This window comes from Rugosimonospora acidiphila, assembly GCF_039543385.1.
Taxonomy (GTDB): Bacteria; Actinomycetota; Actinomycetes; order Mycobacteriales; family Micromonosporaceae; genus Rugosimonospora; species Rugosimonospora acidiphila.
Genome location: NZ_BAABJQ010000001.1, coordinates 478,186 through 491,950 on the forward strand (window position 1 = coordinate 478,186; position 13,765 = coordinate 491,950).

The 13,765-nt window shown below is 71.5% G+C and carries 8 protein-coding genes and 1 riboswitch; of the genes, 5 read left to right on the forward strand and 3 right to left on the reverse strand.

The annotated features are described in order from the left end of the window. The first annotated feature begins 54 nt into the window (after nucleotides 1-54). The 3 genes from ABEA87_RS02420 to thiC all read left to right on the forward strand — a co-directional run bounded on the left by ABEA87_RS02420 (nucleotide 55) and on the right by thiC (nucleotide 4,316). Nucleotides 55-663: a class I SAM-dependent methyltransferase gene (locus ABEA87_RS02420; protein WP_345625550.1), complete on the forward strand. Its 609-nt coding sequence runs from the start codon at nucleotides 55-57 to the stop codon at nucleotides 661-663. Nucleotides 664-706: 43 nt separating this feature from the next. Continuing rightward, nucleotides 707-2,350 carry an ABC-F family ATP-binding cassette domain-containing protein gene (locus ABEA87_RS02425; RefSeq protein WP_345625552.1) on the forward strand — a complete coding sequence of 548 codons (1,644 nt, stop codon included), beginning with the start codon at nucleotides 707-709 and terminating at the stop codon, nucleotides 2,348-2,350. A 46-nt stretch (nucleotides 2,351-2,396) separates the two neighbouring features. Beyond that, a riboswitch (TPP riboswitch) is annotated at nucleotides 2,397-2,507 on the forward strand. Between the two features lie 231 nt (nucleotides 2,508-2,738). Continuing rightward, on the forward strand, nucleotides 2,739-4,316 hold the full coding sequence (gene thiC / locus ABEA87_RS02430) for a phosphomethylpyrimidine synthase ThiC (RefSeq protein ID WP_425570715.1): 1,578 nt from the start codon (nucleotides 2,739-2,741) through the stop codon (nucleotides 4,314-4,316). Here thiC and ABEA87_RS02435 read toward each other — a convergent pair. The 3 genes from ABEA87_RS02435 to ABEA87_RS02445 form a co-directional block, all read right to left on the reverse strand. Then, on the reverse strand, nucleotides 4,308-7,313 hold the full coding sequence (locus tag ABEA87_RS02435; RefSeq protein WP_345625556.1) for a hypothetical protein: 3,006 nt from the start codon (nucleotides 7,311-7,313) through the stop codon (nucleotides 4,308-4,310). The two genes, thiC and ABEA87_RS02435, sit on opposite strands and share 9 nt — an antisense overlap. A 98-nt stretch (nucleotides 7,314-7,411) precedes the next feature. Next, nucleotides 7,412-8,173 (reverse strand): ABC transporter ATP-binding protein, encoded by a 762-nt coding sequence (locus ABEA87_RS02440; RefSeq protein WP_345625558.1) that lies wholly within the window; start codon nucleotides 8,171-8,173, stop codon nucleotides 7,412-7,414. 259 nt (nucleotides 8,174-8,432) lie between these two features. Beyond that, nucleotides 8,433-9,641 carry an ABC transporter substrate-binding protein gene (locus tag ABEA87_RS02445; RefSeq protein WP_345625560.1) on the reverse strand — a complete coding sequence of 403 codons (1,209 nt, stop codon included), beginning with the start codon at nucleotides 9,639-9,641 and terminating at the stop codon, nucleotides 8,433-8,435. Nucleotides 9,642-10,270: 629 nt separating this feature from the next. On the opposite strand from ABEA87_RS02445, the gene ABEA87_RS02450 reads away from it, so the two are divergent. Both ABEA87_RS02450 and ABEA87_RS02455 read left to right on the forward strand, forming a co-directional pair. Next, nucleotides 10,271-13,321 (forward strand): sensor histidine kinase, encoded by a 3,051-nt coding sequence (locus ABEA87_RS02450; protein ID WP_345625562.1) that lies wholly within the window; start codon nucleotides 10,271-10,273, stop codon nucleotides 13,319-13,321. After that, nucleotides 13,321-13,731: a roadblock/LC7 domain-containing protein gene (locus tag ABEA87_RS02455; RefSeq protein ID WP_345625564.1), complete on the forward strand. Its 411-nt coding sequence runs from the start codon at nucleotides 13,321-13,323 to the stop codon at nucleotides 13,729-13,731. Before ABEA87_RS02450 ends, ABEA87_RS02455 begins: the two co-directional genes overlap by 1 nt. Nucleotides 13,732-13,765: the final 34 nt, after the last annotated feature.

Sequence of the window (13,765 nt, forward strand, 5' to 3'; positions counted from 1 at the left end):
TACCCAAGGCCGGGCGCTCGCGGGCAACTGATAGGGCCGGTCCACAATCCTCAAATGACCGGTGACCACTATTTCAGCGCCGAGCCGGCCGCGGCTCCGGCCGCCCGTACCGTGACCTTCGAGGCGGGCGGGCGGGAATTCACGCTGACCGCCTCGACCGGGGTGTTCTCGGCGCAGCGGCTCGACCCGGGTACCGCCGTGCTGCTGCGCAAGGCTCCGCTGCCCGGCCCGCGCGGCGGGGCGTACCTGGACCTCGGCTGCGGGTACGGGGCGATCACCGCTGTACTCGCGGCGAGCTCCCCGGCGGCGCGGGTCTACGCCGTGGACGTGAACTCCCGGGCCCTGGAACTGGTCGCCGAGAACGCCGCGGCGCTCGACCTGGCCGACCGGATCATCCCGGCCACCCCGGCTCAGGTGCCCGACGAGGTGGTATTCGACGAGATCTGGAGCAATCCACCGATCCGCATCGGCAAGGCCGAACTGCACGAACTCCTGCTGCGCTGGCTGCCACGGCTGGCCCCGCACGGCACGGCCTGGCTGGTGGTCAGCCGCAACCTCGGCGGGGACTCGCTGCAGGACTGGCTGTCCGGGCAGGGGTACCGGGTGGAGCGGTGCGCGTCACAGAAAGGGTACCGAGTGTTGTCGGTGCATCACTCAGAGTAAACCAGGTGACGAGAGTCGCATCGATGACCACAATCCGGTAACCATGGGGTACGTCGACGTCGCCGGGGTGGGTCACATCCTGCCCGACGGCCGCACGCTGTTCGCCGACGTGTCCTTCCGGGTCGCGGACGGCGCGAAGATAGCGCTGGTCGGCCCGAACGGGACCGGCAAGACGACGCTGCTGCGGATGGTCGCCGGCGACCTGCCGGTGCGGACCGGCGCCATCGCGCGCGCCGGCGGCCTGGGCGTGATGCGCCAGTTCATCGGGATGATCGACGACGACCGTACCCTCGGCGACCTCGCCCTGTCGCTGGCCGCGCCGCTGGTCCGGCAGGCCGGCGAGCGGGTGGCCGCCGCCGAGCGCGCGATGAGAAGCGCACCGGCGGACGAGAAGGCGCAGCTGCGCTATGCCGAGGCGCTGACCGGGTGGGGCGAGGCCGGCGGGTACGACGCCGAGGTGCTGTTCGACACCGCTGCGGTCGCCGCCCTGGGCCTGTCCTGGGACGCGGTGCGGGACCGCCGGGTCGGTACCTGCTCGGGCGGGCAGCAGAAGCGGTTCGCGCTGGAACTGCTGCTGCGCGGCGGCGACGAGGTGCTACTGCTCGACGAGCCGGACAACTTCCTGGACGTGCCGGCCAAGCGCTGGTTGGAGAGCCGGCTCGCCGAGTCCTCGAAGTCGGTGCTGTACGTGTCGCACGACCGTGAGCTGCTGGCCCGCACCGCCGACCGGGTGGTGGCCGTCGAGGGTGGCTCGGCCTGGGTGCACCCCGGTGGGTTCGAGTCCTGGCACTCGGCGCGGTCCGACCGGCACGAGCGGCTGGAGCGCGACCGCAGGCGCTGGGACGAGGAGCGCGAGAAGCTGCGCGCGCAGATGCTGATGTACAAGCAGAAGGCGTCGTACAACTCGAAGATGGCCTCGCGGTACCAGTCGGCGCAGACCAAGCTGAGCAAGTTCGAGGAGGCCGGGCCGCCCACGCTGCCGCCGCGCGAGCAGGACATCCGGATGCGGCTGTCCGGCGGGCGCACCGGCAAGCGGGCGATCATCTGCGAGGGCCTGGAGCTGGAGGGGCTGACCTACCCGTTCGACCTGGAGGTCTGGTACGGCGACCGGGTGGCGGTGCTGGGCGGCAACGGTACCGGCAAGTCGCACTTTCTGCGGCTGCTCGCCGTCGGCGGTACCGAGCCGGAGGCTCCCGCTCTGTCCACGGTGGAGCCGGTGGCGGCCTCGGGCTCGGCCCGGCTCGGCGCGCGGGTCGTGGCCGGCCACTTCTCCCAGGTTCACGACCGGCCCGACCTGATGGGGCGGACCCTGGTGGACATTCTGTGGCGGGGCGGCGAGCGCCGCGCCGGGATGGACCGGCACGCGGCCATGAAGGTGCTGGGCCGGTACGAGCTGGCCGGCCAGGGCGACCAGGTGTTCGACACGCTCTCCGGCGGCCAGCAGGCCCGGTTCCTGGTGTTGCTGCTGGAATGCGACGGGGCGACCCTGCTGCTGCTGGACGAGCCGACCGACAACCTCGACCTGGCCTCCGCCGAGGCGCTGGAGGACGGGCTGCGGGGGTTCGAGGGCACCGTGGTCGCGGTCACCCATGACCGCTGGTTCGCCCGCTCCTTCGACAGGTTCCTGGTGTTCCAGGGCGACGGCGAAGTGGTGGAGGCACCCGAACCGACCTGGGACATCGGCTGAACCACCGTTGCGCAGAACGGTCACCGCGCATAACGTCAAAAGACACACAACTTTCCACGGGAGCCCGGAGCACTGGGCTGAGAGTGGGGCTGAGGCGCCCCTGACCGTCGAACCTGATCCGGGTAATGCCGGCGCAGGGAGGAGCGGCGGTGAGCTCATGCACGAGCCGGTTGCGTCTGGTCCCGGATGCGCGTCGGGATCGAGATCCGGCACCGAAGGGCCGCGCATCGGCCGCGGTGAGCACAGTGCCCATGCAAGTGCCAATCGCACTTGATAACTGCAACTGCGTAAATCTCTCGCGATCCGGGGCGCCTCGCCCCGGATCGCGGCGTTTCGAGGGTGGGCAACGCGGCCCGCTGAAATCGTCTGGGCTTCAGTGGAGGGGGACATGAAGGTCTATGTGACGGGCCCGCGCACCGACATCCGGGTGCCGTTCCGTGAAGTGACGCTAGCGGGCGACGGCTCGGCGGTCAGGCTCTACGACACATCCGGACCGGCCCCGGACGGGCCGGCCGTCGGGTTGCCGCCGCTGCGGGCGCCGTGGGTGGCCGAACGGGTCGCCGGCGGCACGCAGCTGCGCTTCGCCCGTGCGGGCATGGCCACCCCGGAGATGGAGTTCGTGGCGCTGCGTGAGGGCGTGCCGGTCTCCACGGTGGTCGACGAGATCGCGGCCGGCCGAGCCGTGCTGCCGGCCAACGCGAACCACCCGGAGTCGGAGCCGATGATCATCGGCAAACGCTTCCTGGTCAAGGTGAACGCGAACATCGGTTCCGGGTCGGGAACGTCCAGCGTCGATGAGGAGGTGGAGAAGCTGCGCTGGGCCACACGCTGGGGCGCGGACACCGTGATGGACCTGACCACGGGCGAGCGCATCCACGAGACCCGCGAGGCGATCGTGCGCAACGCGCCGGTACCGATCGGCACGGTACCGATCTATGAGGCGCTGGAGCGGGTCGACGGCGACCCGACCCGGCTGTCCTGGGAGCTGTTCCGGGACACCGTCATCGAGCAAGCCGAGCAGGGCGTCGACTACATGACGGTGCACGCCGGCCTGCTGATGCGGCACATCCCGCTGGCGGTCGGGCGGATCGCCGGAATCGTCTCGCGTGGCGGCTCCATGATGGCCGCCTGGTGCCTGGCGCACCATCAGGAGAACTTCCTGTACACCCGGTTCGAGGACCTATGCAGGATCCTCGCGCAGTACGACATCACCCTCTCCCTCGGCGCCGGGCTGCGGCCGGGGTCCATCGCCGACGCCAACGACCCGGCCCAGCTCGCCGAGCTGCGGACCCTCGGCGAGCTGGCCTGGGTGGCGCGGCGCCGCGACGTGCAGGCGATGATCGAGGGCCCCGGCCACGTACCGATGCACAAGATCAAGGAGAACGTCGACCTGCAGCAGGAGTGGTGCCGGGAGGCACCCTTCTACACCCTCGGCCCGCTGACCACCGACATCGCGCCGGGCTACGACCACATCACCTCGGCCATCGGCGCCGCGATGGGAGCGATGTACGGCACCGCGATGCTCTGCTACATCACGCCCAAGGGCGCCCTCGGGCTGCCGAACCGCGAGGACGTCAAGGCCGGGGTCATCGCGTACAAGATCGCTGCTCACGCGGCCGACCTGGCCAAGGGTCATCCGGGCGCCCGGGCCTGGGACGACGCCGTGTCCAAGGCGCGCTTCGAGTTCCGCTGGGAGGACCAGTTCGACCTGGCGATCGACTCGGAGGCCGCGCGCACGTGCCACGACGAGGCGCTGCCCGTCCCGCAGGCGAAGGTCGCGCACTTCTGCTCGATGTGCGGGCCGCGGTTCTGCTCCCCGAAGATCGGTCAGGAACTGCAGCGGTACGCGGCGGAGCACGGCGTCAGTATTGACGCCGCGGTCGCCGCCGGCATGAGCGAGAAGTCGGCCGAGTTCGTGGCGTCCGGCGGCGCCGTGTACCTCCCCGTGACGAGCGGGTCAGGCTGATGGGCGCCCGGTCTCGTCGTCGCCCTCCCGGGCATGCCGGGCGGCCCGGTTGCCGCCGAGCCGCACGGACGGGGATTTCACACCGAGCCCCTTGACCCAGTCCATGTACTCGTCGTCGGGCTCGGGCGCCGGAGGCTTGACCTCGGTCGGCTTGCGGCGGGAGCCCCAACGCCCACGCTTGGTGGGTTCCTCGGTACCGGCGGGGTCGGCTGGGTCGATCGATTCGGTTGGCTCCGCCGGCTCCGTCGGCGCGGACTGGCCGGGCCCGGCGGCGGGCAACCCGGTCGTGGCGGGCCTGGTCGTGGCTGGTCCGGTCGCGGCACCAGTCGCGGCGGGCTCGGCCGTGGTGGCCTTCTTGGATGCCCTTCTGCCCCTCGCCGGCCGGCCCGCCGTCGCCGTCGTCTCGTTGGCGGGTTGCTCGGCACCGGGCTTCTCGCTGCCGGTCTTCTCGCTACCAGAATTCTCGGCACCGGGTCGGTCGGTGGCGGCCGGGCTTTCCGCGGCGGGTCTCCCGGCCTTGGCGGGGCGGGTGGTGGTCTCGCTCGTGGCCCCATCCCAGGAGCTCAGCGCGGCGGCGGGGGCGACCGGTGTCGCGGTCTCGGTCGCTTGCCGGGGTCCGGTCGCCTCGGCCGGCGGCGCCGGCTGCTCAGGCTCGGCGGCCTTCCTGCGCCTCGCCGCCTTCCTGGGCGGTGCCGCGTCTTCCTGCCTGGGTGGTGCCGCGTCTTCGGCCGGCGCCGCCCCGCTGCGATCGGACGCGGGCGCGGCCCGCGGCGTGCTCGCGGAGGGCACGCCCGGGGTGGGCGGCATGCTCGCGAGCTGTGCCGTGGTCGGGGCCTGCGGCGTGGTTGGAGCCGATGGCGTAGTCAGCGCCGACGGTGAAGTCGGGGCCGATGGCGTGGTCGGAGCCTGTGGTCTGGTCGGGGTTTGTGGTCTGGTCGGGGTTTGTGCCGCGGCCGGGTTCTCCGGTGCGGTCGCGGCGGGCGGCGAGGCCGGGGTCGGGTCCGCGGCCGGGGGTTCGGCGGGAAGCCGCGTGTCGTCCGCCGGCCGCCTGGACCTCTTCAGGCCCCAGCGCAGGCCGCCACGGCGGCGCTCGGGCGCGGCTGCCAGCGGCTCACCGGCGGCCGCGGTGCCGTAGTCGTCGGCGCCCTTGGCGGCCGGTGCCTCGGCGGCGACCGCCGCCCCGGTGGTGGGCGCCGCGACGGCCTCGCCCGCCGGCGGGGCTTCGGTGGCCTGGCTGTTGCCGGTGGCCTGGCTGTTGCCGGTGGTCGGGCCGTTGCCGGCGAGCGTGCGGGGGTCGGCGGCCCTGCGACGGTCGGCCGGCGTGCGGGGGTCGTCCGGCGTCACGGCCGAGGTCAGGGGCGCGGCGCTCGGCCGTGAGGTCTCGACGGCCGGTGCCCTCCGCGCGCGCGGGATGCGTGGGGCAGCACCCTCCTGACCAGCACCGTCCTGACCAGCACCGTGCTTACCGGCGCCGTGCTTATCACCGTGCTGTTTACCACCGCCCTGCTTACCACCGCCCTGCTTACCACCGCCATCCGAACCGGCGCCGCTGTCGCGCTCATGGTCGCTCCGGTCGCCGGTGCTTCCGCCAACGGCACCGCCGACCGGCGGTCGCTCGGCGGGCACCCACCGGCCCCCGGCGGCGTGCTCGGCCGTACCGGCCTCGTCACCGGTCGTGGACCACAGATCCGGGGCGGGTGACGGGTCGGGTACGGGTGTGGCGGCCGCGGCCGGCGCGGGAGGGCCATCGGGCCGCGTCGCCGGCACGTCCCGCCTGCCCCGACGGAAGGCGCGAGCGGCCCGCAGCAGGCCCGCGCGGCCGGTCGCCGATGCGAAATCGGGGGTGCCGGTGGGGTCGGTCGCCGACGAGCCCGGGTCGGATTCGGTCCGGACGGTGGAGGCGCCAGCCGCGGGAGCCTCGGCGGCAGGACCCTTGGCGGCAGGAACCTCGGACGCGGAAGCCTTGGCGGCGGAATTCACCGCACCGAGATCCTCGGCGGAAGGCTCTGAGCTGTCGGTCGGTGCGCTCGGATTCGGGGTGCCGGAGGTCCCTGTGTCGGAGGTTTCTGTGCCGGAGGTCCCTATGGCGGAGGCTTCTGTGGCGGAGGTCTCTGTGCCGGAGGCTTCTGTGGCGGAGTTTTCGGCGGGCGGCGACGCGGCATGGGCTCCGGCCGGAGCGAGTATTCCGCTGGTCGGGCGGCGAACCAGCGCCACCGGTACCGAGACCGCCGCGCTGGCCCCGATCGCGATCAGTGCCGACCAGTACGCCGTCGACTGACCGGCCGGGCCGGCAAGCAGGTACGCCAGCCCCACCAGTAGCGGACCGGTCGCGCCCGAGGCGGAGACCGTGACGGGCTGACCCCCGGCGAGCCGGGCCACCGTGGCGACCACGAGCGCGACGAGCACCGGTGCGCCGATCAGTACCGCGGGTGTCCAGGCCCCGCCCGCCGGCAGTTGGGCCAGCCGGGCGGTGGCCCACGTCGACCCGTGTCCGAGGGTCCACACCGCCGAGATCATTGAGGCCAGCCAGACCCACGCCATGCAGCTGGTCACGTTGCCGCGTACCGCCGGAAAGGTGAGCACGGCGAGCGCGGCGAACAGCCCGATCAGCAGTCCGGCCCCGGCGGTCAGCCCGATAGTCAGCCGCGGATCCCCGGTCTCGGTGAGCGTGACGCCACCGGCCTGGCGCGCGGTGAGGGGCACGACGATGGCCGCACCGATCGCGCCGGCCACCACCGTCGCCACCCGCCGGACAACGTCCTGGCGCTGGCGTTGCCGGACCGCTCGCCAGTCACCCGCGAGGGCCGCGACGACGACCGCGCTCGACGCTATGAATGCGATCCAGGTCAGCTGGGTGTGCCAGGGCGCCGGGCCGATCGCGCGCTGATCCCAGCGCAGGATGCCCAATCCGTCGCCGATGCCCAACTGCCCGGCGCCGGCGAGGACACCGGCGCCGAACGCGACTGCCAGTGGCCCCGTCCAGGTCCGTACGGCCATGCCGGCCAGCGTACGAAATGGGCGGCGACCGACGCGACCCGCCACCGGCGTATCTCGATCCGCCAGCCGGTGCCGAGTCGTCGGCGCGGTCGTGGGGTTTACGCCGCCGCGGGCTCGAGCAGCAGCTCGTGCAGCTCGGCGCTGGACCGGGCGACCTCCTCGACGTGCGCGCCCATGCCGAGCGAGCGCGGCCGAGGGATGTCCACGTCGACGATCTTCCGGACCTGACCGGGGCGCGAGCTGAGCACCAGCACCCGGTCGGCGAGCAGGACCGCCTCGTCGATGGAGTGGGTGACGAACACGATGGTCGTACCCATCTCCATGTGGACCCGCTGCAGCTCGACCGAGAGCTCCTCGCGGGTCAGCGCGTCCAGCGCGGAGAACGGCTCGTCCATGAGCAGCACCCGGGGGCTTTGAATCAGTGCGCGGCACAACGCGACGCGCTGCTGCATGCCGCCGGACAGTTCGTGTGGCAGCCGCTTCTCGAACCCGGTGAGCCCCACGAGCTTCAACAGCCGTTCGGCGTTCTCGCGGTGCTCGGAGCGGTCCCAGCCGAACATCTCGGCCGGAAGCATGACGTTGCGCAGCACGCTGCGCCACGGCAGCAACGCGGGGCGCTGGAACATCAGGGCGACGTCGCGCCGAGGTCCGGCAACCGGGCTGCCGTCGACCGTCACCTCACCGGAAGTGGGCTTTACCAGGCCGGCGATCAGGCGCAGCAGGGTCGACTTCCCGCATCCGGATCGGCCTACGACCGCCAGGAATTCGCCTTCGCCCACGCTCACGTCGACGTGGCGTAGGGCTTCGACCGAACCGGACCGGCCGACGAATGTTTGTGATACGTCGGTCAAGTTGATCATGATGTCAGCTCCATGGGATGCGAGGGCTGGTGCATCCGGCGGTCAGGGTATCCGATCGTCAACCCGACACACCACCCGCACACATCCTCATCGGGCATGCCGCCTTTGGCCAGTGATTGGACGCGTTTACGCAGGTATCGCGCCGCGCTCGGTCGGGGGCCGTGAACGCTCGCGGATGCGTGCGACGGATGAGGGCGCGGGGAGGCAAGCCTCACCCACGCCCTCGCCGGTAACCGCTCGGCCGCGGTTGGGCCAATGTTCAGCTGGCGGTCAGGTGCCAACGGCCGTCGTCGGTGACGGTCACGTTTGCCAGCGCCTGCGGGCTCAGCCCGGAGTGCGAGTCGGGGGTGAAGCGCAGCGGGCCGGCGAAGCCTTCCATCTGCGTGTTCTCGAAGGCGTCCCGGAGTTGGTCGCGCTGGGTGCTGTGGGCCGTACCGATGGCGTTCGCGACCAGTTGGATCGCGTCGGCGGCGTACAGGGAGTAGGCCGAGAACGCACCGTACTTCGAGGTGTACGCGTCGAACCACTCCTTGGCCGCGGTCTCGGCGGGAGAGGTGGCGATGACGTCGTCGATGACCATGTCCTGCGGCGCGACCATGGACACGCCGGACATCTGGTTACGGGTCTGGTCCGAGTTGAAGAACAGGTCACCCGCGCCGATCGCGTCGAAGTACATCGCCCCCGAGAACCTCTCCTCGCGCGCCACCGCGACCGCCGCCGTGGCCTGGTCCGGCAGCAGCGCGATGACCAGGGCGTCGGGGGACTCGTCGACCGCCTCCTGCACCGCCTGGCGCAGCCGGCTGTCGCTGGCCCCGGCCGCGACCTGCTCCTTGGCGGTCTCGGTGGCGTTGCTCTTGGTCGCCTGCGACTCGAGGTCTGACGCCAGGGTGTTGCCGTAGGCGTCGTCGGTGGTGAGCACCGCGTAGTCGTGGGCCGGGGTGCTCGGGTCGCTCTGCAGCTGGCCGGCGAGCATGACGGCGTCGTCCTCGGCGTTGGGGTTGATCTTGAACAGGTACCCGCCGCTGCCCGCGCCGGCAGCCGCCGCGGCGGTGAGGCTCGTCAGGTCGGCCGCCGCGAGGGAGATGGTGGGCACCTTCTTGTCCTGCAGGGTCTGTGCCACCGCCGCCAGGCACGCGCTGCACGAGCCCGTGACGACCGCCGCGAGGTTCGGGTCGGCGGTCAGCGAGGCGATGTCGGTCACCGCGGTCTGCGGCTGGGTGTGGTTGTCCTTGATGACGAGCTGCAGTGGGTGTCCGTCGGCCCCGCCGTTGGCGTTGATCTGGCTGACCTCCAGCTCCAACGCGTCTTGATAGACCTTGCCGACGGCCGCGTTGGCGCCGCTGAGCTCCAGGTCGGCGCCGATGATGACCGGGCTGTCGTCGGCTTGGCTGCCAATCACACCGCAGGCGGTCAGGCCGAGCGACAGCATCGCGGCCGTCGCCAGTACGGAGACGCGGTTGCTCTTCAACTCGTCGATCCTCCCGTTACCTAGCCGCGAGAACGATTGCCTGGTACGCGGCGAGCGGCCCCTCCGGGCGGCTCCAGTCTGCGGCTTCAGTCTATTGTGGACGCTTGTCGGCCGTGTACCCGGCGTGCCGACTCCCCGGTTGAATGGCGATCCAACCTTGCCGGTCCGGATACCCCGGGTCAAGCCGTTGATCGTGCCACTCGGCGGCCATCGTAGGCGATCACCTAACGCATTCGACCGTGCACGGAAAGACATAGGGTGCTGGCGATATATTCGCGCGTCCAGCCCCAGCCGAAAGGCCGCCTAAAGCGGGATCCGCGCTGGTCATCGCTGTAGGGCGGGGCTCGGTGTAGAAGCGAAGTCGGAACGTCAGGTATTGTGCGCCGGATTCATACCGCGCTGAGCCTTCCGCCGGGAGTAGCTGACGTGATGAAATCGCGGCCGAGCCGCCAGTCCCAGCCGACGCTCGGCGGGGGTCGGTTACCCAAACGGCGTGCGGTTCGAGAGCTTTAGCGGAGGCGGCAGCGTGGGCGCGAGTGGCGCGTATGAGGTCGCAAAGCGAGGGGTGTGCCGGTGAGCACAGCACGTGGACACGGACGGCACGACGGTCGCGAGCGAAGGGCATTGACGTGAGCACCCGGACGAGCAATTCCAGGCCGGCGCGCACCCAGGCGCCCGGCGTCCGGCCGAGGCGGCGGCGTGGTCTGCGGGACGTCCGGATCCGCTCCAAACTGGCGCTCATTCTGGTGGTCCCGGTCATCGCCATCGTCGGTCTGGCGGTGGCTAGGCTGGTCGACAGTGGACAGCAGGCCATCTCGGCCGAGCTGGTCTCCTCGCTGACCAACCTGTCCAACGACGTCGCGGAGACCACGCAGCAACTAGAAAATGAGCGGATGCTCGGCGCGGAATTCGCCGGCCCGGATACCGGCCCGGGAAGCAGTGACTACCCGAAGCTGTACGCGGCCCAGTTGACGGCCACCGACGCCGCCATCGCCGACTACCGGGCGCGTCGCGGCAAGCTCTCCGGAGCGCCAGCCTCGATCAATGACCAGCTGAACAAGATTGACGCCCAGTTGGCGACGCTGCCCGCGCTGCGCCAGCAGGTCAAGCAGCGGCAGAACGTCACGCCGGGCCTGGTGGTGCTGCGCTACGGCGACATCATCAATGACCTGGTCGCGTATCACGGCCTGCTCAGCCAGGTCAGCACCAACCCGGACCTGACCGATGGCCTGCGCGCGATGGCCGCGTTCGCCCAGGCGAAGGACGACGCCTCACAGGAAGAGGCGATCGGCTACGCGACGCTGGTTCCGCAGCAGGTGGTGCGCGACGAGCAGTACAACTCCGTCGTCGCGACGCTGACCGGGCAGCAGTCCGAACTGGCCGCCTTCGAGCTGTCCGCGACACCGGAGCAGGAGGCGCTGGTCAGCAGCGCGATCACCGGTGACGCTGTCGCGCTGGCCGACCAGGCCGCCGGCGAGCTGACCGCGGCGCTGGGTTCGAGGCCGACCACCGAGGAGGCGCTGAACTTCGCCGAGGCGGTGGGCGCCAAGGTCGACCTGATGCGCTGGGCTGAGACCCAGATGGACGCCGACCTGATCGGCAACGCCAACACCGAGCGAACCTCGGTGATCCGGGACGTGGTCATCGAGTCGGTGCTGGTGCTCATCACGCTGGCCGTGGCCATCCTGATCGCCTTCCTGCTCGCCAGCTCCATGGCCCGCGCGCTGTCGCGGCTGCGGGAGGGCGCGCTGGGCGTGGCCGACCGGGACCTGCCCGAGGCGGTGGCCCGGCTGCGCGACGTGCGCGACATCGGTGAGAACAGCCCGGACGAGATCGCCCGGCAGGTGCGTGACCCGATCCAGATCGACAGCCGGGACGAGATCGGCCAGGTGGCGCAGGCGTTCAACGTCGTACACCGCGAGGCGGTCCGGGTCGCGGCCGAACAGGCCGCACTGCGTACCAGCGTTTCGGCGATGTTCCTCAACCTGGCCCGGCGCTCGCAGGCGCTGGTCGACCGCATGATCGGTGAACTGGACGCCATCGAGCGCGGCGAGGAGGACCCCAAGCGCCTCGCCCAGCTGTTCCAGCTCGACCACCTGGCCACCCGGATGCGCCGTAACGACGAGAACCTGCTGGTGCTCGCCGGCGCCGACTCCTCGGCCCCGCGTCGGGAGGACGCACTGCTGGCCGACGTGGTCCGGGCCGCCCAGTCCGAGGTGGAGCTCTACAACCGCATCGAGTTCGGCACCATCGACCCGGACGTGTCGATCGCCGCCCGTGCCGTCAACGACGTGGCGCGGCTGCTCGCCGAGCTGTTCGACAACGCGACCAGGTTCTCGCCGCCCACCTCCAGTGTGGTGGTGGACGCGCGGCGGATCGGCGACTACGTGCTGGTCCAGGTGGAGGACCGCGGCCTCGGCATGTCGCCGGAGCAGATGGGCTCGTTGAACGCGCGGCTCGCCGAACCGCCGTCGGTCGACGTCGCGGCGTTCCGGATGATGGGTCTCGCGGTGGTCGGCCGCTTGGCCGACCGGTACGAGATCAAGGTTGAACTGCGCCCCAACCCGGAGGGCGGCATCATCACCGGCGTCACCCTCCCCAGCGCCATCCTGATCCTGCCTCGCCTGCGGGGTCGCGAGCCCGTAGTCACCAGGCCGCGTTCGCCCTTGGCGGTTGAGCGGGGCCCGGGCGCGCCGACGACGAACCCGTCCGGTGGCTGGCCCATGCCACAACTGCCCGGCCTGGCCGGATCCGGCGCACCGGCGCTGACCGGCGGCGGAGTCGGCACCGCCACCCTGAGCGGCTGGGCCGAACTGTCCGAGGCGCGGCAGGATTGGACGCCGGTCAACCAGCCGGCCGCCCCGCCGGTCACCGCTCCGCCGGTCACCGCCCCGACGGTCGCGACCCCGGCGGTCGTCTCACCGTCGGTGCCGACGACCGTCAACGGCAACGCGCCGACCACCGACACGTTCGAGGCCACCGCCGGTACGCAGCCGAAGCCGCCCGCCGACGAGACCGCCGAGCTGCCGATCTTCCGGGCCATGGAGGCGGTCTGGTTCCGCAGCCACGGGCACTCCGCGACCGGGAACTGGCCGGCGGTCGGACCACAGGGCGAGCCCGTCCAGAACGGCGGGGCCGCGCTGGCCAACAGCGGTGGGTACGCCGGGGTCCAGCAGCCCATGTCGCCGCCGATGTCGCCGCCGCCGATGTCGGTTCCGTCCATGTCGCCCCCGCCGCCCATGTCGCCCCCTGCGCCGTCGGTGTCGACGCCTCCGCCGCCCATGACGCCGAGTGCGCCCGTGGTGCCGCCGGCCTACGTGCCGCCGGAGCCTCCACCGGAGCAGTCGCAGTCGCCGCAGTCGCCGAGCGGGCGGCAGTACCAGCCGCCGGCGGAGGAGAGCTGGCGCACCGCGGCCGACGACGGCTGGCGTGCGGCGGCCGCGGCGGCCGAGCCCGCCGCGGGCGGAACGACCCGTTCGGGCCTGCCCAAGCGGACCCCGGCGGCTCAGCTCGTGCCGGGTGGCGTCGACCCGCGTGCCAACGCGGCGAAGACCCGGCGTACTCCGGATGAGGTTCGTGGCCTGTTGTCGGCCTACCACAGGGGCGTGCAACGTGGCCGCTCCGGTAGTGACGGCGGTTCGGCCAACGCTCACCGGCCCACCGATGAGGAGAGACAGTGATGACCAGGCCGGGCGCCATGCAGGACATGAGTTGGTTGATGACCAACTTCGCCGATCACGTGGCGGGAATCGCCCACGTGGTGGCGGTGTCCGCCGACGGTATTCTGCTGGCCTCCTCGCGCGGCCTGCCGGAGGACCGGGCCGATCAGCTCGCCGCGATCGCGGCCGGGGTGGTCAGCCTGACCCACGGCACGGCCCGCTACTTCAACGGCGGTTCGGTGCTGCAGACCATCGTCGAGATGGACGGTGGGTACCTCTTCTTGATGTCGATCAGCGACGGTTCGTGCCTGGCGGTCCTCGCCGGGCGTCAATGCGACGTGGGGCAGGTCGGCTATGAGATGGCTCTACTGGTGGAACGGGTCGGCCAGGCACTGGTGCCCGCCCCACGACAAAGCATTCAGGCCAGCTGAGGTTCCAATCACCGTTGACGCCCCTTGCCGGGGC